Here is an 18638-nt window from a genome sequence, read left to right on the forward strand (position 1 = left end):
CAGGATAGCCAGGCGCCCCTGGACGCCCGGTGGTCTCAGCGGCCGCCGACGACCGCGTAGGCCCGCACCGGGAAGGTGCCGAAGCCGCGCACCTTGGGCGGCACCGCGGTGAAGCAGGCGCCCGTGGCGGGGAGCTGCTCGAGGCCGGTGAGGTGCTCGACGACGTGCACTCCCGCGGCGAGGAGCAGGCTGTGGGCGGGCCGCTCGCCGGCACCCTCGACGTCGTCGATGTTGAGCGAGTCGATCCCGACGAGCACCGCGCCGCCGGCGATCAGCGCCTCGGCACCGCCGGCCGTGAGGAAGGGCGCGCCGCTCGCGTACCCGGGCGTGGCGAAGTGCGCGTCCCAGCCGGTCGAGAGCAGCACGGCGGCGCCGGAGACGTCGAGGCCGTCGAACGCCGTGCCGTCGATCCCGCGCTCCGCGGCCCGGCGCGCGTCGACCACGACGGCGGGGAGGTCGACGAGCGTCTCGAGGTCGAGCCCGGCCAGGTCGGTGCCGCCCTCGTAGCGGTGGAACGGGCTGTCGAGGTAGGTGCCGGTGTTGCCGATCATCTCGATGACGTCCAGCGCGAACTCGGTGCCCGGCGCGTACGCGGCGCGCGAGGCCTCGCGGGTGAGGTGCGGCCGGATCCGCGGGGCCGGCAGACCGGGGTAGGTCACCAGTCCGTCCGCGACGGTGTAGCTGAGATCGACGATGCGGCGCGCGGAGGAGGTCATGCCTCTGATCCTGGCAGTGGCAGGATCACCGCGTCCCACGAAGAACTGCCACGGGCCGCCGGAGGAGCGCCAGTCCGCACGCTCCTCCGGCACCGCCGCTACTTCTTCGGCAGGGCCGCCGCGAGGTCCGCGATCAGGTCGCTCGGGTCCTCGATGCCGACGGAGAGCCGCACCAGCGACTCCGACACCTCGAGCGGCGTGCCCTTCACGGACGCGTGGGTCATCTCGCTCGGGTAGCCGATCAGCGACTCCACGCCGCCCAGCGACTCCGCCAGCTGGAACAGCTCGGTCGACTCCGCGAACTTCCGCGCCGCGCGCGGGGTCGCCAGCTCGACCGACAGCATGCCGCCGAAGCCCGACATCTGGCGCTTCGCCAGCTCGTGGCCCGGGTGGGTGGGCAGGCCGGGGTAGTGCACGGCCGTGACGGCGGAGTGCTCGGCGAGGAACTCGGCGACCGCCTGCGCGTTCTTCGAGTGCCGCTCCATCCGGATCGCGAGCGTCTTGATGCCGCGCACGGTCAGCCAGGCGTCCATCGGTCCCGAGATCGCGCCGACCGCGAACTGCAGGAAGGCGACCTTCTCCGCGAGCGGGCCCGAGCGCAGCGCGAGCGCCCCGCCGACCACGTCCGAGTGCCCGCCGAGGTACTTCGTCGTCGAGTGCACGACCACGTCGGCGCCGAGCGCGAGCGGCTGCTGCAGCGCCGAGGACGCGAAGGTGTTGTCGACGACCACGATCAGGTCGTGCGCGTGGGCCAGGTCGGCCAGCTCCGCGATGTCGCTGATGGTCATCAGCGGGTTCGACGGCGTCTCGACCCAGAGCATCTTGGTCTCGCCGGGGCGGATCGCGTGCTGCACCTCGCGCAGGTTCGACATGTCGACGGCGGTGTTGGTGATGCCCCAGGCCGCGTGCACCCGGTCGATCAGGCGGTGGCTTCCGCCGTAGGCGTCGTTGCCGAGCACGATGTGGTCGCCGGGGGCGAGCGCCGCGCGGATCAGCGTGTCCTCGGCGGCGAGGCCGGAGGAGAACGAGTAGGCGACGTCGGCGCCCTCGAGCGAGGCGATCAGCTCCTGCAGCGAGTCGCGGGTCGGGTTCGCCGAGCGGGCGTACTCGTAGCCGCCGCGGAAGCCGCCGATCCCGTCCTGGACGAAGGTCGACGTCATGTAGACGGGCGGGACGACGGCGCCGGTGGTCGGGTCGAACTCCTGACCGGCGTGGATGGCGCGGGTGTCGAAGTGCTGCTTCTTGGGCATGATCGCGGGGCTTTCCTGGTCGAGGGGGTGGAGAAGAAGGGGAGAGGGCGGCGCTCAGGCCGACGCGAACGACAGGAGGTCCTGCCGGGTGATCACGGCGACGGGCTTGCCCTCGTCGGTGACGAGCAGGGCGTTGGCCTCGCTCAGCGCGGCGCGGGCGGCCGAGATGCTCTCGCCGAGGCCGATCAGCCGCAGCGCGTCGCCGGCGGAGGCGCCGATCGGGTCGGTCATCGAGGTCGCGCCGCTGAAGACGCGGTCGAGCAGCTCGCGCTCGTCGACCGCTCCGACGACCTCGCCCATCACCACGGGGGGCTCGGCGGTGAGGACGGGCAGCTGCGAGACGCCGTAGGTCGTCATGATCTCGATCGCGTCGCGGACCGTGTCGCTGGGGTGCACGTGCACGAGGGCGGGCAGATCGCCGGTGGTCGGGTTGGCGGCACGGGCCGAGAGCACGTCGCGCACCGTGCCCTCCTCGCGGTGCTCGAGGAAGCCGTAGGAGCGCATCCAGCGGTCGTTGAAGATCTTGCCGAGGTAGCCGCGCCCGCCGTCGGGGAGCAGCACGACGACCACGTCGTCCGGTCCGAGCTCGGCCGCGGCCTTGAGCGCGACCGAGACGGCGAGGCCGCTCGAGCCGCCGACGAGCAGGCCCTCCTCGCGGGCGAGGCGGCGGGTCATCGCGAACGACTCGGCGTCGCTGGAGGCGATGATCCGGTCCACCACGCTCGGGTCGTAGGCGCTCGGCCAGAAGTCCTCGCCGACACCCTCGGTCAGGTACGGGCGCCCGCCACCGCCGGAGTAGACCGAGCCCTCCGGGTCGGCGCCGACGATCTGCACGCGGCCCTCCGACACCTCCTTGAGGTAGCGGCCGACGCCGCTGATGGTGCCGCCGGTGCCGACGCCCGCCACGAAGTGCGTGAGCTTTCCGGCAGTGTCGCGCCAGATCTCGGGGCCGGTGGTCTCGTAGTGGCTGAGCGGGCCGTTGAGGTTCGCGTACTGGTTGGGCTTGAAGGCGCCGGGGATCTCGCGCGCCAGGCGGTCGGAGACGGAGTAGTAGGAGTCGGGGTCCTCGGGGGCGACGGCCGTCGGCGTGACGACGATCTCGGCGCCGTAGGCGGTGAGCACGTTCCGCTTGTCCTCGCCGACCTTGTCGGGCAGAACGAACACGCAGCGGTAGCCGCGCTGCTGCGCGACGAGGGCCAGGCCGATGCCGGTGTTGCCGCTGGTCGGCTCGACGATGGTGCCGCCGGGCTTCAGGAGGCCGTCGCGCTCGGCCGCGTCGATGATGCGGGTCGCGATGCGGTCCTTGGACGAGCCGCCGGGGTTGAGGTACTCCACCTTGACCAGGACGGTGGCCTGCACGCCGGAGGCGACCGGGCCGAGCTTCACCAGCGGGGTGTCGCCGATCAGGTCGAGCACCGAATCGGCGTACGCCATCCCGGTGTCCGGGCGTGCGGGAAGGGCTCGATCGAGGGTCATGCGGCCAGCGTATCAACCGCGGATCGGCGGATGACGGGGGTCGCCGAGACGCTCGCGGGCGGCTCCCGCGCGGCCCGCGAGGGAGTGACTCGGCGCAGAGGAGTGCCCTATCGTGGGGGTCCTCGCGTCACCGCCGACCGGAACGGACAACACCTGCAATGACCCCTCCGATCACCGCCACGACGCGGGGTCCGGCCGATGCACGCCTGCTCAGACTGCTCGGCCCCGCCATGGTCGCCGGAGTCGCCTACCTCGATCCGGGCAATGTCGCCAGCAATATGACGGCAGGCGCCCGCTTCGGCTACCTGCTCGTCTGGGTGGTCGTCCTCGGGAACCTGATGGCCTGGCTGATCCAGTACCTCTCGGCCAAGCTCGGCCTGATGACGGGCAAGAGCCTGCCCGAGCTGCTCGGCGAGCGCCTCCGCGGCCGCTGGGGCCGCCGCGCCTACTGGCTGCAGGCCGAGACGGTCGCGATCGCCACCGACCTCGCCGAGGTCATCGGCGGGGCGATCGCGCTGAACCTGCTGTTCGGGCTGCCGCTGCTCGCGGGCGGACTCGTCACCGGGGCCGTCTCGCTGGTGCTCCTGGTGATCCAGACCCGCGGCGGGGCGCAGCCGTTCGAGCGCGTGATCACGGCGCTGATGGTCGTCATCGCGGTCGGCTTCACCGTGGGCGTCGTCGTCGATCCGCCGGACGCGGGCGCGGCCGCCGCCGGGCTCCTCCCCCGCTTCGACGGCTCGGAGTCGGTGCTCCTCGCCGCGTCGATCCTCGGCGCGACCGTGATGCCGCACGCGATCTACGCGCACTCCGCCCTCGCGCGGGACCGCTTCGGCCGCGTCGACGGAGTATCCGCCCGCCGGAGGATCCTCACGGCCACCCGGATCGACGTCACCGTCGCCCTCGCGATCGCCGGCACCGTGAACCTCGCGATCCTCCTGCTCGCCGCGCACTCGCTCTCCGGCGTCGCCGCCACCGACAGCTTGGAGGGTGCGCACGCCGCGATCGGCGCAGCACTCGGTCCGGTCGTCGCGACGCTCTTCGCGGTCGGCCTCCTCGCCTCCGGACTCGCCTCGACCTCGGTCGGCGCCTACGCCGGCGCGGAGATCATGCACGGGCTGCTGAACCTGCGGGTGCCGCTCGTCGCCCGCCGCCTCGTGACACTGATCCCGGCGCTGATCGTGCTCGGGATCGGCTTCGACCCGACCCGCGCGCTCGTGCTGAGCCAGGTCGTGCTCTCGTTCGGCATCCCGTTCGCGCTCGTGCCGCTCGTCGCCCTCACCCGGAACCGCACCCTGATGGGCGACCAGGCGAACCGCTGGTTCACCACCCTCGGCGCGATCCTCGCCGCCCTCTTCCTCATCGTCCTCAACGGCCTGCTCCTCTGGCTGACCTTCACCGGCTGACCCCGGCGCTGCATGCTCACCGGCCGACCCGCAGGCGCCGCATGCTGGTCGAGTAGCCCCGGAGGGGCGTATCGAGACCCACCCGCTGCAGAACGGCGGATCTCGATACGCCCTCTGCGAGGGCTACTCGATCAACATGAAGAGACGCCCTCTGCGAGCGCGGCTCGATCACCATGCAGGCGGATCATGCTGGTCGAGTAGCCCGCAGGGCGTATCGAGACCCGCCCCCGCCAGCACTCCCACCCCGCATTGATCCGATCCGGAGCCTCGCTCGTTATCCTCTGAGAGCGCCTCTCAGGCGTCTGCGCCCTCCCCGGCGCGCCACCCCGCGATCAGAACGAGAGACGCCACCGTGCCCAAAGACACGATGTCCGCCAAGAACCGCGCCCGCCAGGACAAGGTCGAGGCCTACAAGCGCGAGCAGGCCAAGCGCAAGCGCAGCGGCCGGATCTGGATCTGGTCGCTCTCGGCCCTCGCCGTCGTCGCGATCGGCGGCATCGTCGCGGTCACCGTCCTCGGCAACCAGCAGATCGTCGAGGCCCGGCAGATCGACGGCCTGCAGACCTTCGAGAACGACGCGACCCACGTCGCCGGCCCCGTCGAGTACGAGCAGACGCCCCCCGCGGGCGGCCCGCACAACGCCGTCTGGATGAACTGCGGCGTCTACAACGAGCCCGTCCCGAACGAGAACGCCGTGCACGACCTCGAGCACGGCGCCGTCTGGGCGACCTACGACCCGTCGCTCCCGCAGAGCGAGGTCGACGCCCTGATCGCCGCGATGCCCGAGACCTACGCGGTCGTCTCGCCCTACGAGGGCCTCGAGTCGCCGATCGTGCTCAGCGCCTGGGACGCCCAGGTCGCCATCGACTCCCCCGAGGACCCGCGCATCGACGCGTTCATCGAGCGCTTCTGGCAGGCCTCGACCGCGCCCGAGCCCGGTGCCCCGTGCACCGGAGGCATCGATGCGCCCGGCAAGCAGTAGGGGCCGCCTCCTCGTCGCGGCCGTCGCCGTCGTCGCCCTGCTCCTGGGCGCGGCGGGCGGGTACCTCTTCGGCGCCCTCGCCCCGTTCTCCTCCTCGGCCACCCCGTCGACGACGAGCGCCGAGGCCGGCTTCGCCCGCGACATGCAGGTGCACCACCTCCAGGGCGCCGAGCTGGCGATGATCGCGCGCGACCGCAGCGCCGACGACGAGGTCCGCACCGTCTCGAAGGACATCCTGCTCACCCAGCAGCAGCAGGCCGGCCAGCTCTTCGGCTGGCTGAACTCCTGGGGCCTCCCGCAGGCGGCTCCCGAGCCGTCGATGACCTGGATGGGCCGGCCGACCCTCGCCGGCGCCGCCGACGAGCACTCCTCGATGGGCATGTCCACGGAGGAGGACGTCGTCCCGGAGAGCATGCCCGGCCTCGCGACGCCCGAGCAGATCACCGAGCTCAGCACGCTGACCGGCCGCGACTTCGACCGCAGGTTCCTCGAACTGATGATCGCCCACCACCGCGGCGCGATCGACATGGCCGAGGCCCTGCTCGCCCGCAGCCGCGCCACGGTCGCCACCGACTTCGCCTCCTCCGTCGTGAAGGCACAGGAGGCCGAGATCTCCCTGATGGAGCAGATGCTCGAGGACCGCCCGGCCGCCTGATCACGAATCTCTGTCGGGTCCGTCTCAGCAGTGAGACGAATCGGAGTAGTGTCTCAGTCATGAGACTCAGCGAGCTGGAGACGGCGCAGAAGGAGCTCGGCTACTCCGTCGATCTCCTCGCCTCCCGCGCGGGTCTCTCGCGTGCCACCGGCTACCGGATCCTCTCGGGGCAGACCGACCCGCGCCTCGACGACCTGCGGGAGCTCCTGCTCGCGGCGGGCCTCGATCTCGATCTGTCGGTCCGACCCCTCTCCGATCCGCACGCGGCGTCGGCCGCGCGGGCGATGCTCGGAGATCTCTCGGCGGACCGGGACGACGAGGAGATCGCGGCCTGGACCGCTCGGCTCACCCGGTACTCACGCGGGGAGACGGCGCTCCTCCTCGGCGAGGCCGGTCGAGCGTCCGCGCCGCAGCACCGGCCGGGTGCGATCGCCCTCGCCGGCTCGCGCTGGAGCATGGACCGCCTCGCCTCCGCGGGGCACGCCTCCGAGAAGCCGTGGGCGCTCTCCGGATCAGCAGCCTTCGACGCGATGGGGTACGACCCGCAGGGCGTCTCGGTGCTCTGGACTCCGGACCCGCGCCGGGTCGCCCAGCTGCTCGCCGACACTCTGACGCCGACGACCACCGAGCACGCCGACGTCCTCGTGGTCCGCGCGCCCGCGGCACTGTTCCAGGGCGCGGTCGACGTGGAGGGACTCGTCCTGGTGTCACCGCTGCAGGCGGTGCTCGACGGCATCGGCCTCGGCGGCGACCTGGCGGCGATCGCCTCGGAGCTGGGACGGGAGTGGTCGTGACCGACGAGCAGGGACCCGGACCCGGCTACCGGCGTCGCCCGACCGGCGGACGGACCGAAGGACCGGCGGACCGCTCACTCCCCGCCGCGGACAGCGCCCTCCTGCGCGAGCGGACCGGCATCGTCTGGACCGCGTCCTCGATCGAGTGGCACCGCCTCGTGGCGACCACCACCGAGCGCGCCCGCTTCCGCTTCCGCGCCTCGCTGCCCGACCTGATCTGGAACGCCGCGGCGCTCGAGGGCAACACCTTCACCCTCCCCGAGGTGCGGACCCTCCTCGAGGGCGTGACCGTCGGCGGCAAGCCGCTGGCCGACGAGGAGCAGGTCCTGGCGTTGAGCGAGGCCTACAGCGATCTGGACCAGCTGGTCGGCCGGAGCGCCTTCGCCCTCCGCAATGACGTGTCGGACGCCCTCCACACAACGGTCGCGGCGAAGGAGGCGATCGAGTCCGGCCACTTCCGCGGCGAGGGAGCCGTCTCCGGCGGCGGCAGCGTCCGCCTCGCCAACGGCGGCTTCGTGGCCGGGGTCGAGCACGGGCCCGAGGGCGGGGCACTGATCGAGCGCTTCGACTCTCTCGTCCGCTTCCTCGAGACCCTCCCCGACCCGCGCGAGCGCGCGGTGGCCTACTTCGCCGCCGCAACGCGCAGCCAGTTCTACTTCGACGGCAACAAGCGCACGGCGAGGCTGATGATGTCGGGAGTGCTGATGAGCGCCGGCGTGGACGCCGTCAACATCCCCTACAGCCGCCGCCTCGAGTTCAACCGGGCTCTCGACGAGCTGTTCGAGACGGACGACGCGACCGCCCTGATGCGCTTCGTCGTCGACTGCGCCTGAACCGGACACCGGCCTCGCGGCCGACGGCGTCGTCAGGAGCTGAGGGCCGTCTCGACCTGCTGGGCGTAGAGGGAGGCGTAGAGGCCGCGGCGCTCCAGCAGCTCGAGGTGGGTGCCCGATTCGACGATGCGTCCACCGTCGACGACGTGGATGACGTCGGCCGAGACGACCGTCGAGAGGCGGTGCGCGATCGCGATGGTGGTGCGGCCGCGGGCGGCGTCGTCGAGGGCGGTCTGCACGATCCGCTCCGAGACGGTGTCCAGCGCGCTGGTCGCCTCGTCGAGGATGAGCACGGCCGGGTCCTTCAGCAGCACGCGCGCGATCGCGAGGCGCTGCTTCTCGCCGCCGGAGAGCCGGTAGCCGCGCTCGCCGACGAGGGTGTCGTAGCCGTCGGGGAAGGACGCGATCGTGTCGTGGATGTTCGCGGACCGCGCGGCCGCCTCCAGCTCCTCCTGCGTCGCGTCGGGGCGGGCGTAGCGGAGATTGTCGGCGATCGTCGCGTGGAAGAGGTAGGTCTCCTGGCTGACGATGCCGATGTGCGAGACGAGCGACTCCTGACGGAGCTCGCGGACGTCCGTGCCGGCGAAGCGGACGGAGCCGCCGCTGACGTCGTAGAGGCGGGGCACCAGGTACGAGATCGTCGTCTTGCCCGCGCCGGAGGGCCCGACGAAGGCGACGAACTGGCCCGGCGCGATCGAGACCGAGACGCGGTCGAGGGTCGGCCGGACGTCGTCGGTCTGGTCGGGGTAGCGGAAGACGACCTCGTCCAGCTCGACGCGGCCGAGCTCGCCGTCGACGTCGCGGGCGCCCGCGCGGTCGGCGATCGCGGGCCGCAGGTCGAGGTACTCGAAGATGCGGGCGAAGAGGGCACCCGCGGTCTGCAGGTCGAGTGCGACCCGCATCAGGCCGAGCAGCGGCCACATCAGCCGCGCCTGCACGGTCGTGAAGGCGACGACGGTCCCGGCGGTCACGGTCGTCCCGCCGAGGATCAGCCACGCGGCGACGAGGTAGACGACCACGGGGATCACCGAGAGGAAGATCTGCACGGTCGCGAAGAACCACTGCCCGGACATCTGCTGGCGGACCTGGAGCTCGATCTGCCGGCCGTTCTCGTCGGCGTAGCGGGTGACCTCCGACTCCTGGCGGCCGAAGCTCTTGGCGAGCAGGATGCCGGAGACGCTCAGCGTCTCCTGCGTGATCGCCGTCATCTCGGACAGCGACTCCTGCGTCTTGGTGGCGATCCGGGCGCGGACCTGGCCGACCCGGCGCTGCGCGATCACGAGCACCGGAGTGAGCACCACCGCGACGATCGTCATCTGCCAGGAGAGCAGGAGCATCGCGACGACGGCCGCGATCACGGTGACGGTGTTGCCGAGGACGCTCGAGACGGTGTTGGTGAGGACGCTGGCCACGCCGCCGACATCGTTCGCGAGGCGCGACTGGATCACGCCGGTGCGGGTGCGGGTGAAGAAGCCGAGCTCCATCGCCTGGAGGTGGCGGAACAGCCGGATGCGCAGCTCGCCCATCACGCTGTTGCCGACGGTGGCGGTGAGGAAGGTCTGCCAGACGCCGAGCACCGCGGAGACCACCCAGATCAGCACCATCACGCCGACGAGCTCGAGCAGGACGGGGAAGTTCGGACGGCCGCTCTCGGGGAACAGCCCGCGGTCGAAGGCGAGCTGGGTGAGCAGCGGCGGCACGACGGTGAGCGCGGCGCCGACGAGCACGAGGGCGACGGTGAGCATCAGCTTGGTGCGGTGAGCGCGGAAGAGCGAGGCGATCCGCGAGAAGAGGTGGTCGATCCTCGGGGCGTCGGAGTTCTTCCGCCGCTGGGCGTCGGGGTCGCTGCTGGAGATCTTGCCGCGCACCGCACCGGCGCGCATCCCGCCGCCGCTCGCGACGTCACCCATCCTGCTCATCGCTCGACCATAACCCCGGCCGCCGACACCGCCCGCGGCTTCCGCCCACGGCGAAGATGTGCTCAGCGGCGCGCGCTCGGCGGCTGCCCGGCCGGCCATGACGGGCCGCCTTCCGCGGACTCCGCTCACCGGGTCTCGATACGCCGCGTCCCGCGGCTACTCGACCAGCATGGAAGGCGTGCGGTCCGGCTGACCGCAGACCTGCTGCCGGATCATGCTGGTCGAGTAGCCGCCGCCGGCGGCGCATCGAGACCCGGAGGCAGCCGCGCAGCGCCCACAGCATGCTGGTCGAGTAGCCCCGCAGGGGCGTATCGAGACCCGCCGTCACCAGCACGGCGGGTCTGCAGACTCGCGTTCTGACGCTGGTGGATCTCGATACGCCCGCTTCGCGGGCTACTCGATCAACATGAGCGGCCCGCGATGCGGGCTACTCGATCAGCATGGGGGCACCCCCGTACCGACGAGCCAGGGAACGACAGAAGGCCCGGGCGCTGCGTGAGCAGGACCCGGGCCTTCCGTGAGAGCGTCAGCCCTTGGTCGCGCCGGCGAGCAGGCCGCGGACGAAGAAGCGCTGGAGGGCGAAGAACACGATCAGCGGGACGATGATCGAGATGAACGCGCCGGCCGTGAGGAGCTCCCACGACTGGCCGTACGAGCCCGACAGATCCTGCAGCGCCTTCGTGATCGGCAAGCCCTGCCCGGAGGTGAAGACCGTCGCGACCAGCAGGTCGTTCCAGACCCAGAGGAACTGGAAGATGCCGAACGAGGCGATCGCCGGGACGGACAGCGGCAGCACGATGCGGAAGAAGATCTGGCCGTGGCCGGCTCCGTCCACGCGGGCCGCCTCGATGACCTCGCCGGGGATCTCCGAGATGAAGTTGTGCAGCATGAAGATCGCCAGCGGGAGCGCGAAGATCGTGTGCGCGATCCACACCTTCGCGTACGAGCCGTCCAACCCGTTCACCCCGAGTCCGGGAAGGATGTAGAGGTTGCCGATGCGCAGGCCGTCCGAGAACAGCTGCAGCAGCGGCACGAGGGCCATCTGGATCGGCACGATCTGCAGCGAGAACACGAGCACGAAGAGCGTGTTGCGGCCCTTGAAGTCGATCCACGCGAACGCGTAGGCCGCGAGGCTGGCGATCGTGATCGGGATCAGCGCCGCCGGCAGCGTGATGACCAGCGAGTTCACGAACGCCTTGCCCAGGGTCAGGCTGTCGCCGGAGTTGAGCGCGTTCGCGTAGTTGTCGAGGGTGAAGCCGGGGTTGGCGAAGATCGTCCACCAGCCGGTCGTCTTGATGTCGTTCGCGGGACGGAACGAGGAGATGAACAGCCCGAGGGTCGGGATGGTCCAGATCGCCGCGATGATCGCGGCCGCGAGGGTCGCTCCGCGCGAGGTGGTCGCCTTGCGGACCTTGCCGCTGGCCGCCTCGATCTTCGACTCGCCGCGGGCGAGCGCGCGCTCGGTGCTGCGGTCGACCGGAACCTGGATCGGAGTGGGCGTGACGCTCATCGGATCTCCCTCTGCTTGGCGAGCTGGCGGGCGTTGTAGACGACGATCGGGAGCACGAGCAGGAACAGGATGACCGCGAGGGCCGCGCTGTAGCCGCTGCGGGCGCCGAGCTGGAACTGGCGGACCATCTCGAAGGCGAGGACGGTGGTGTCGGAGCGACCGCCGGTCATCGCCGAGACGATGTCGAAGACCTTCAGCGACGCGATCGAGATCGTGGTCAGCACGACCACGATCGAGGAGCGGATCCCCGGGACGACGACGTTCCAGAACGACTGCCAGGCGTTGGTGCCGTCGAGCGACGCCGCCTCCAGCTGCTCGGAGGGCACGCCCTTGATGGCGGCCGAGAGGACCGTCATCGCGAAGCCGGCCTGGGTCCAGATCAGCACGACGACCAGGAACAGCGTGTTCCACGGCTCGAGACCCAGCCAGTCGACGGGAGAGCCGCCGAACGCGGTGAGGATGCCGTTGAGGACACCGATCTGCTCGCCCTGGCGGGTGTCGTAGAAGAACTTGAAGATGATCGACGCGCCGACGAACGAGATCGCCATCGGCATGAAGACCAGCAGCTTGAAGAACTTCTCGCCGCGGCTCTTGTCGATGAAGACCGCGTAGGCGAGGCCGATCGCAGTGGCGGTGATCGGGGCGAGGAGCACCCAGACCACGGTGTTGAGGAAGGCGGTGACGCCGTCCGGGCTGGTGAAGACCCAGATGAAGTTGTCGAGGCCGGCGAATCCGGAGCCGTCGTTCTTCACGAAGGCGTTCAGCGCCGTCGTGATCGTCGGGTAGATCAGGCCGATCAGGATGAAGAAGGCGGCCGGAGCCATGAACGCGATCAGCTGCAGTCCGTAGCCCGCGCCTTTGCGGGACCGGAAGTCGAGCAGGAAGAGGATGCCGCCGAGGACGGCCGCGACGACCGCGACCCACATGACGGAGTTGTACAGGCCGAACGCGAGGAGGAGGACCACCGGGAGGAGGACGGTGATGGCGAGACGGAGGACCGTGTAGCCGGTGCCGCGCCGCGGGGCGATCTCGACGAAGAAGAGGATGATCGCGACGACCGCCGCGAACGCCAGAAGGATGATGGGGATCTGCGCGAGCGGGGGGATGCTCGCCAGCCACTGGAAGAAGCCGGACATGGACGCCCTTTCGAGTGCGACTCTGAACTCTGGTGAGGCCCGGTCCGGCCGGACCGCGGGTGCGATCCGGCCGGACGGGCATCGGTCGAGGGCCGCCGCTCCGAGAAGCGGCGGCCCTCCACCTGACTGCTAGGAGGTGTAGCCGGCCTGGATCTCCTCGAGGACCTGATCGGTGCTCGAGCCGTCGATCCAGTCGACCATGCCCTTCCAGAAGCTGTCAGCACCGACGGACTTCGGCATGAGGTCCGAGCCGTCGAAGCGGAACGTGGTGTCCGGGTCCTGGAGGATGCCGATGGAGTCCTTCAGGATGTCGCTGCCGGCGTTGGCGGCGTCGAGGCCCGTGTTGGCCGAGATGACTCCGCCGAGCTTGACGCGGCTGTTGGCCCAGTCGGCGCTGGCCAGGTACTCCTGGACCTTCGCGGTGTCCTCGTCGTTCGAGAACGCGGCGACCATCTCGCCACCACCGGTGACGGCCTGGGCGTCGTCGGCGCTGGCCGGCGGGGTGAGGAAGGCCCACACGTCGCCGTCCTCGGCCACGTTGGCGCCGGCCGAGATCAGGAAGCCCTCGAAGAACGAGGCCTGGTGGGTCAGTGCGCAGGTGCCGTTGGCGACGTTCTGCGCGACATCGCCGAAGGCGGTCGAGTTGATCGAGGAGACGTCGCCGTAGCCGGCGTTGACCAGCGTCGGGTCGAGGAGGATCGAGCCGACCTTGTCGAAGGCCGCCTTGATCTCGGGGTCGGTGAACGGGGTGTCGCCCGCGACCCAGGAGTCGTAGACGTCGGGGCCGGCCTCGCGGAGGACGGCGTCCTCGATCCAGTCGGTGCCCGGCCAGCCGGATGCCTCACCGGAGTTGAAGCCCGCGCACCAGGACGGTCCGCCGGTCTTCTCGGCGATGGTCTTGCCCAGCGCCTCCATCTCGTCCCAGGTGGTGGGAACGGAGACGCCCCACTCCTTGAACTTCGCCGGCGAGTACCAGATGTAGCCCTTGACGGACGCCATCAGCGGCGCGCCGTACTGGGTGCCATCGACCTGGCCGTACTTCTGCCAGTCCTCGGACCAGTTGTTCTGGACGTTCGTCAGGGCGCCCTCGGGCAGCTCCTGGACCTTGCCCGAGGCGACGGTGTCGGCGAGCAGACCCGGCTGCGGGAAGATCGCGAGGTCCGGTGTGTCGCCACCCTGGACCTTGATGCCGATCTGCTTCTCGAACTCCTTGTCGCCGGTGTACTTGATGTCGATGCCCGACTCCTTCTCCCAGTCCGCCCAGGACTGCTCGAGAAGGGTGGCCTCGTCGCCGTTGATGGTGCCGTAGACGTTGACGACGCCGTCAGCGGTGCCGACAGTGCCGGCGGAGCTGCCGCCGCCGGCGTTGGGGTCGTTCGGGTCGCTGCTGCTCGAGCAGCCGGCGAGGGCGATCCCGGCCGCTGCGAGAACGGCGACGGGAAGGGTGATACGGCGGTGCAGGGATGACCGCATGGTTCCTCCTCATTGAGTGGTGGTTCAGCCGAGGGCCGGTGCCGTCCGGCGGGCCGGCGGGCTGAGGCGACTCGAAGCAGGTGCTGCGACGACTCGGATGCTGTTGGTGGTTCCGTGCGAAGACTCTCCGAGCGGAACACCGGGTTCGTGTGGGCTCGGGCCTCCACGGAGGGAAACCTTTCCACAAGTTCGATGAAAGCACAACGGCGCCGATAGAGCGCTCTCTGAGATAACGATCCGGCGACGAACCGCGGGAAATCGGGCCGACCGCCACGGGAGATCGATCTCGACGCTCCCGGTCGCGTCGCGCCCGGGGTATAACTTTCTGGAACCGTTTCCAGCATCGACGCCGGACGGACCGGGAGGAACGCCGTGCCAGGCATCGAAGAGGTCGCCGAACTCGCCGGGGTGTCGAAGGCGACCGTGTCGCGCGCGCTCAGCGGCCGCGGCTACGTCTCCGCCGGCACGAAGCAGCGGGTCGAGCGCGCCGCCGCCAGCCTCGGCTACGTCGTCTCGGCCAACGCCTCGAGCCTGGTCACCGGCCGCAGCAACAACGTCGCCGTGATCATCCCGGTGATCAACCAGTGGTTCTTCGGCGGCATCATCGAGGGCATCGAGCACGCCCTCCTCGCCGCCGGCTACGACGTGCTCCTCTACAACATCGACAAGCACCACGACGCGCGCCGCAGCGTCTTCGAGTACTACCTGGTCCGCAAGCGCGTCGATGCGATCGTCGCGGTGACCCTCGAGATCTCGCCCGACGAGACGGAGGCGCTGCTCGCGCTCGGCAAGCCGATCGTCGGGATCGGCGGCTCGCTCCCCGGCATCCCGACCTTCAGCATCGACGACGTCGCCGCGGCCCGCCTCGCCACCGAGCACCTGCTCTCGCTCGGGCACGAGCGCGTCGTGCACATCGGCGGCCTGAGGGAGGAGGAGATGGACTTCCACGTGCACACCAAGCGGCACGAGGGGTTCTGCCAGGCGCTGACCGCGGCGGGCCTCGACCGGGGACCCGGCCACTTCGTGCCGACCCGCTTCGACATCCCGGGCGGGCACCGCGCGGGGCGGCAGGTGCTCGGCGATCCGCGGACCCGGCCGACCGCGATCTTCGCCGCGTCCGATGAGATCGCGATCGGAATCATCCTCGCCGCGCGCGAGCTCGGGCTGTCGGTGCCGGAGGACGTCTCGATCATCGGGATCGACGACCACCCGCTCGCCGAGCTGTTCGGGCTGAGCTCGATCCGGCAGGACCCGCGGCAGCAGGGCGAGCTGGCGGTCGCGCTGGTGCTGGAGGCGCTGGCGGCGCTGGCCCGGGGCGAGGCCCCGCCGCCCGCCCGGCACACGACCATCCCCGCCTCCCTCGTCATCCGCACCAGCACGTCGGCGCCGCGGGGCGCGAGAATCGGAGCATGAGCGACTCCGCCGCCCCCTCCCCCGTCGTCCGCGATGCGCCCGAGCGCTCCCGCTTCGAGATCTCCGTCGGCGGCGAGGTCGCGGGCTTCGCCGCCTACGTCCGCCGCGGCGACGAGGTGGTGCTGACGCACACCGTCGTCTTCGACGCGTGGGAGGGGCACGGCCTCGGCAGCGTCCTCGCCCGCGCCGCGGTGCTCGCGGTGACGGAGGGGGGCGGCACGGTCGTCCCCCGCTGCCCCTTCGTCGCGGCCTGGCTGCGCAAGCACCCCGGCACCGGCGCCCGCGTCCGCTGGCCCGAGGACTGACGCGAGGCGGACGCTCCTCCCGGCGCGCGCACCCCATGCCGACGCGCCTCGCGGCGCCGGTCTTCTTGTTGATCGAGTAGCCCGCGCAGCGGGCGTATCGAGATCCACCACCGTCAGAACGCGAGTCTGCAGCCCCGCCGTGCTGGTGACGGTGGGTCTCGATACGCCCCTGCGGGGCTACTCGACCAGCAAAGCCGCGCCCGGGCTCCGTCTGCGGCGCGGCGCCTCATGTTGATCGAGTAGCCCGCGCAGCGGGCGTATCGAGATCCCCCAGCATCAGAACAGGAGTCTGCAGACCCGTCGTACTGAGGACCGCGGGTCTCGATACGCCCCTTCGGGGCTACTCGACCAGCATGAAGGCGAACTCCACCGCTCAGGCCGGCGGGGTGCGCGAGCCGATCTCCTGCAGGGACCAGGTGTTGCCGTCCGGGTCGGCGAAGTGGGCGTACTTCACGCCGCCCATGTCCTGCACGTCCGAGAGCTCGAGCCCGCGCCCGACCAGCTCGGCGCGCACGGCGTCGATGTCGTCGACGACGAGGTGCAGCCCGCGGACGACGCCGTCCTCCGGCCCGGGCCCCATCCCGGTGCCGATCACGATCGAGCAGGCGGAGCCGGGCGGCGTCAGCTGGACGATCCGCATCGACGGCGACGGCCGGACGTCGTGGTCGACGTGGAAGCCGACGACGTCCGCGTAGAACGCCAGCGCCCGATCCACATCGGAGACGGGCACGGGAACGAGTTCGAGTCGCATCTGCACGCGCTCATCCTGCACCGAGCCGCTGACGACCGTGGGTCTCTTAGGAAAGATCACCTAGTACGTATGGGGAAAGCCATGTTGATCGAGTAGCCCGCGGAGCGGGCGTATCGAGCGGAGGGGGCGCCTTCGGCGCCAGCGCAGGGCGGGGAAGAGACCGACGTTCATGCGGTGGTGGGTCTCGATACGCCCCTTCGGGGCTACTCGACCAGCATGCTGCGGGCGTCTCTTCCAAGTAGATCCACCACCGTCGGCGGTCACGGCTGACGACCGCGGGTCTCGGTGCGCCCCTCCGGGGCTACTCGACCAGCATGGACGAGCACGCGGGGCGGCCTGCTCGAGATCCGCAGACGGGGGCGGGGTCAGTCGCGGGGGGCGACGACGAGGCGCTCGTGCATGATCTCGACGGCGCGCTCGAGGACGCGGCGGTCCTCGGGGCGGAGGTCGGCGAAGATCGGCGTGAGGGCGTCGCCCAGCTGGGTGCGCCACGCACTGAGCGCGGCGGCGCCGTCGGGGGCGAGGCGGATCTGCCAGGCCCGGGCGTCAACCGGATCGGCGATGCGGTCGAGCCAGCCGGCCTCGACGAGGTTCTTCACGATCTTGGTCATCGTGGGCTGCGAGACGCGGCTCTGCGTCGCCAGCTCGCCCAGGCGCATCGGCCCCATCGACAGCAGCACCGAGAGGGTGCGCCAGACCGCCTGCGACTCCTGGTTGTCGGTGGCCTGCGCGGCGAGGCGGGTGATCCGGTGCGTCACCGAGACGAAGTCGCTCAGCAGCTCGCTCAGCGAGACCTCGCTGGGCGGCACGTCGCGCGCCGGAAGGCCTGCGAGCGGGTCGATTGCAGTCACCCGCCGATTCTAGAGGCTGCGTCGCACGAGACCGGGTCCGGCACTGCGCCGGGTCCCGCACGGCGCCGGGAACGACACTGCGCCGGGAACGACGAAGGGCGCCGCCTCCGAGGAGACGACGCCCTGCGCCGGTGGACCCGCCGGAGGCGGATCCGTGCACCCGAAGCGGGTGCGAGGGGATTACTTGACGGTGACGGTCGCGCCGGCGGCCTCGAGCTGGGCCTTGGCCTTCTCGGCGGTCTCCTTGTTGACGGCCTCGAGGACAGCCTTGGGGGCGCCGTCGACGACAGCCTTCGCCTCGCCGAGGCCGAGGCTCGTGAGCGCGCGGACCTCCTTGATGACCTGGATCTTCTTCTCGCCGGCGGCCTCGAGCACGACGTCGAACTCGGTCTGCTCCTCGACCTCTTCGGCCGGGGCGGCCGGGCCGGCGACACCAGCAGCGGCGACGGGCGCGGCGGCGGTGACCTCGAAGACCTCTTCGAACTTCTTCACGAACTCAGAGAGCTCGATGAGCGTGAGCTCCTTGAAGGCCTCGATGAGCTCGTCCTGCGTGAGCTTTGCCATGATTTTTCTCCTTGTTGTTTCTTGTCTACGAACCGCGTGCGCACTGCCTCCCGGAGGGAAGCGTCAGCTCGCGGACTCCTGCTTCTCGCGCAGTGCCTCGACCGTGCGAACGGCCTTGGACAGCGGCGCCTGGAACAGGTAAGCGGCACCGAAGAGCGAGGCCTTGAAGGCGCCGGCGAGCTTGCCGAGCAGCACTTCACGGGACTCGAGGTCGGCGAGCTTTCCCACCTCTTCCGCGGTCAGCGGGTTACCGTCGAAGTAACCGCCCTTGACCACGAGGAGAGGGTTTGCCTTGGCGAAGGCACGCAGCGACTTCGCGACGGCGACGGGGTCGCCGTGCACGAACGCGATGGCCGAAGGGCCAGCGAGCTCGGCGTCGAAGGACGAGATACCGGCGTTGTTCGCCGCGATCTTGGTCAGCGTGTTCTTCACCACGGCGTAGGTCGCGTGCTCACTGATGTCCTTGCGCAGCGTCTTGAGCTGAGCAACAGTGAGACCGCGGTACTCGGTCAGCAGAACGGCGGTCGAACTCTGGAACTTCTCCGTGAGTTCGGCGACCGAGGCTTCCTTGTTCGCCATGGCTACTCCTGTGAATTCTCGTGCCGGT

The 18638-nt window shown here is 70.5% G+C and carries 18 protein-coding genes; 7 read left to right on the plus strand and 11 right to left on the minus strand.

The window, feature by feature from the left end; genetic code table 11:
* Positions 1–35: 35 nt before the first annotated feature.
* The 3 genes from HQQ86_RS09805 to HQQ86_RS09815 all read right to left on the minus strand — a co-directional run bounded on the left by HQQ86_RS09805 (position 36) and on the right by HQQ86_RS09815 (position 3400).
* On the minus strand, positions 36–716 hold the full coding sequence (locus HQQ86_RS09805) for a cyclase family protein (RefSeq protein WP_173287932.1): 681 nt from the start codon (positions 714–716) through the stop codon (positions 36–38).
* A gap of 98 nt (positions 717–814) precedes the next feature.
* Positions 815–1966 carry a cystathionine gamma-synthase gene (locus HQQ86_RS09810; RefSeq protein WP_173287933.1) on the minus strand — a complete coding sequence of 384 codons (1152 nt, stop codon included), beginning with the start codon at positions 1964–1966 and terminating at the stop codon, positions 815–817.
* Between the two features lie 54 nt (positions 1967–2020).
* A complete protein-coding gene (locus HQQ86_RS09815; RefSeq protein WP_173288753.1) occupies positions 2021–3400 on the minus strand; it encodes a cystathionine beta-synthase in 1380 nt (459 codons plus the stop codon).
* A gap of 200 nt (positions 3401–3600) precedes the next feature.
* Between HQQ86_RS09815 and HQQ86_RS09820 the strand changes: the two genes are divergently transcribed.
* The 5 genes from HQQ86_RS09820 to HQQ86_RS09840 all read left to right on the plus strand — a co-directional run bounded on the left by HQQ86_RS09820 (position 3601) and on the right by HQQ86_RS09840 (position 8109).
* Positions 3601–4845: an Nramp family divalent metal transporter gene (locus tag HQQ86_RS09820; protein ID WP_173287934.1), complete on the plus strand. Its 1245-nt coding sequence runs from the start codon at positions 3601–3603 to the stop codon at positions 4843–4845.
* A gap of 352 nt (positions 4846–5197) precedes the next feature.
* On the plus strand, positions 5198–5827 hold the full coding sequence (locus HQQ86_RS09825) for a DUF3105 domain-containing protein (RefSeq protein WP_367948609.1): 630 nt from the start codon (positions 5198–5200) through the stop codon (positions 5825–5827).
* A complete protein-coding gene (locus HQQ86_RS09830) occupies positions 5808–6482 on the plus strand; it encodes a DUF305 domain-containing protein (RefSeq protein WP_173287935.1) in 675 nt (224 codons plus the stop codon). The genes HQQ86_RS09825 and HQQ86_RS09830 overlap by 20 nt, the downstream gene beginning before the upstream one ends.
* Positions 6483–6541: 59 nt before the next feature.
* A complete protein-coding gene (locus tag HQQ86_RS09835; RefSeq protein ID WP_173287936.1) occupies positions 6542–7276 on the plus strand; it encodes a hypothetical protein in 735 nt (244 codons plus the stop codon).
* Entirely contained in the window at positions 7273–8109 is an 837-nt protein-coding gene (locus HQQ86_RS09840; RefSeq protein WP_216845294.1) for a Fic family protein, read from the plus strand. The genes HQQ86_RS09835 and HQQ86_RS09840 overlap by 4 nt, the downstream gene beginning before the upstream one ends.
* Before the next feature lie 32 nt (positions 8110–8141).
* Here HQQ86_RS09840 and HQQ86_RS09845 read toward each other — a convergent pair whose 3' ends face one another.
* The 4 genes from HQQ86_RS09845 to HQQ86_RS09860 form a co-directional block, all read right to left on the minus strand.
* Positions 8142–10019, minus strand: a complete 1878-nt coding sequence (locus tag HQQ86_RS09845) for an ABC transporter ATP-binding protein (protein WP_173288756.1) — start codon at positions 10017–10019, stop codon at positions 8142–8144.
* Positions 10020–10554: 535 nt separating this feature from the next.
* Positions 10555–11538: a carbohydrate ABC transporter permease gene (locus HQQ86_RS09850; protein ID WP_123447787.1), complete on the minus strand. Its 984-nt coding sequence runs from the start codon at positions 11536–11538 to the stop codon at positions 10555–10557.
* Positions 11535–12674 carry a carbohydrate ABC transporter permease gene (locus tag HQQ86_RS09855; protein ID WP_173287937.1) on the minus strand — a complete coding sequence of 380 codons (1140 nt, stop codon included), beginning with the start codon at positions 12672–12674 and terminating at the stop codon, positions 11535–11537. Before HQQ86_RS09855 ends, HQQ86_RS09850 begins: the two co-directional genes overlap by 4 nt.
* Before the next feature lie 129 nt (positions 12675–12803).
* Positions 12804–14147, minus strand: a complete 1344-nt coding sequence (locus HQQ86_RS09860; RefSeq protein WP_173287938.1) for an ABC transporter substrate-binding protein — start codon at positions 14145–14147, stop codon at positions 12804–12806.
* 372 nt (positions 14148–14519) lie between these two features.
* Between HQQ86_RS09860 and HQQ86_RS09865 the strand changes: the two genes are divergently transcribed.
* Together HQQ86_RS09865 and HQQ86_RS09870 are read left to right on the plus strand one after the other, a co-directional pair.
* The gene (locus tag HQQ86_RS09865; RefSeq protein ID WP_173287939.1) at positions 14520–15560 is read left to right on the plus strand and encodes a LacI family DNA-binding transcriptional regulator; all 1041 of its coding nucleotides are present in this window, start codon (positions 14520–14522) and stop codon (positions 15558–15560) included.
* Positions 15557–15865, plus strand: coding sequence for a GNAT family N-acetyltransferase (locus tag HQQ86_RS09870; protein ID WP_173287940.1), 309 nt, complete (start codon positions 15557–15559; stop codon positions 15863–15865). The genes HQQ86_RS09865 and HQQ86_RS09870 overlap by 4 nt, the downstream gene beginning before the upstream one ends.
* A 373-nt stretch (positions 15866–16238) precedes the next feature.
* On the opposite strand, the gene HQQ86_RS09875 is transcribed toward HQQ86_RS09870, so the two are convergent.
* From HQQ86_RS09875 to rplJ, 4 genes are all read right to left on the minus strand, one after another.
* Positions 16239–16622, minus strand: a complete 384-nt coding sequence (locus HQQ86_RS09875; protein WP_173287941.1) for a VOC family protein — start codon at positions 16620–16622, stop codon at positions 16239–16241.
* Positions 16623–16981: 359 nt separating this feature from the next.
* Positions 16982–17467 (minus strand): MarR family winged helix-turn-helix transcriptional regulator, encoded by a 486-nt coding sequence (locus HQQ86_RS09880; RefSeq protein ID WP_367948610.1) that lies wholly within the window; start codon positions 17465–17467, stop codon positions 16982–16984.
* Between the two features lie 180 nt (positions 17468–17647).
* Positions 17648–18031: a 50S ribosomal protein L7/L12 gene (rplL, locus tag HQQ86_RS09885; protein WP_055791021.1), complete on the minus strand. Its 384-nt coding sequence runs from the start codon at positions 18029–18031 to the stop codon at positions 17648–17650.
* 63 nt (positions 18032–18094) lie between these two features.
* Positions 18095–18610: a 50S ribosomal protein L10 gene (gene rplJ, locus HQQ86_RS09890; RefSeq protein ID WP_123447792.1), complete on the minus strand. Its 516-nt coding sequence runs from the start codon at positions 18608–18610 to the stop codon at positions 18095–18097.
* Positions 18611–18638 lie beyond the last annotated feature (28 nt).

This window comes from Rathayibacter sp. VKM Ac-2857 (genome assembly GCF_013205025.1).
Lineage (GTDB): Bacteria > Actinomycetota > Actinomycetes > Actinomycetales > Microbacteriaceae > Rathayibacter.

What these genes read in the sequence shown, in the direction of transcription:
- HQQ86_RS09860 (WP_173287938.1), bottom strand. Translation starts at nt 14,147, where the DNA reads ATGCGGTCATCCCTGCACCGCCGTATCACCCTTCCCGTCGCCGTTCTC.
- HQQ86_RS09815 (WP_173288753.1), bottom strand. Translation starts at nt 3,400, where the DNA reads ATGGCGTACGCCGATTCGGTGCTCGACCTGATCGGCGACACCCCGCTG.
- HQQ86_RS09810 (WP_173287933.1), bottom strand. Translation starts at nt 1,966, where the DNA reads ATGCCCAAGAAGCAGCACTTCGACACCCGCGCCATCCACGCCGGTCAG.
- HQQ86_RS09855 (WP_173287937.1), bottom strand. Translation starts at nt 12,674, where the DNA reads ATGTCCGGCTTCTTCCAGTGGCTGGCGAGCATCCCCCCGCTCGCGCAG.
- rplJ (WP_123447792.1), bottom strand. Translation starts at nt 18,610, where the DNA reads ATGGCGAACAAGGAAGCCTCGGTCGCCGAACTCACGGAGAAGTTCCAG.
- rplL (WP_055791021.1), bottom strand. Translation starts at nt 18,031, where the DNA reads ATGGCAAAGCTCACGCAGGACGAGCTCATCGAGGCCTTCAAGGAGCTC.
- HQQ86_RS09830 (WP_173287935.1), top strand. Translation starts at nt 5,808, where the DNA reads ATGCGCCCGGCAAGCAGTAGGGGCCGCCTCCTCGTCGCGGCCGTCGCC.
- HQQ86_RS09820 (WP_173287934.1), top strand. Translation starts at nt 3,601, where the DNA reads ATGACCCCTCCGATCACCGCCACGACGCGGGGTCCGGCCGATGCACGC.
- HQQ86_RS09805 (WP_173287932.1), bottom strand. Translation starts at nt 716, where the DNA reads ATGACCTCCTCCGCGCGCCGCATCGTCGATCTCAGCTACACCGTCGCG.
- HQQ86_RS09845 (WP_173288756.1), bottom strand. Translation starts at nt 10,019, where the DNA reads ATGGGTGACGTCGCGAGCGGCGGCGGGATGCGCGCCGGTGCGGTGCGC.
- HQQ86_RS09870 (WP_173287940.1), top strand. Translation starts at nt 15,557, where the DNA reads ATGAGCGACTCCGCCGCCCCCTCCCCCGTCGTCCGCGATGCGCCCGAG.
- HQQ86_RS09835 (WP_173287936.1), top strand. Translation starts at nt 6,542, where the DNA reads ATGAGACTCAGCGAGCTGGAGACGGCGCAGAAGGAGCTCGGCTACTCC.
- HQQ86_RS09850 (WP_123447787.1), bottom strand. Translation starts at nt 11,538, where the DNA reads ATGAGCGTCACGCCCACTCCGATCCAGGTTCCGGTCGACCGCAGCACC.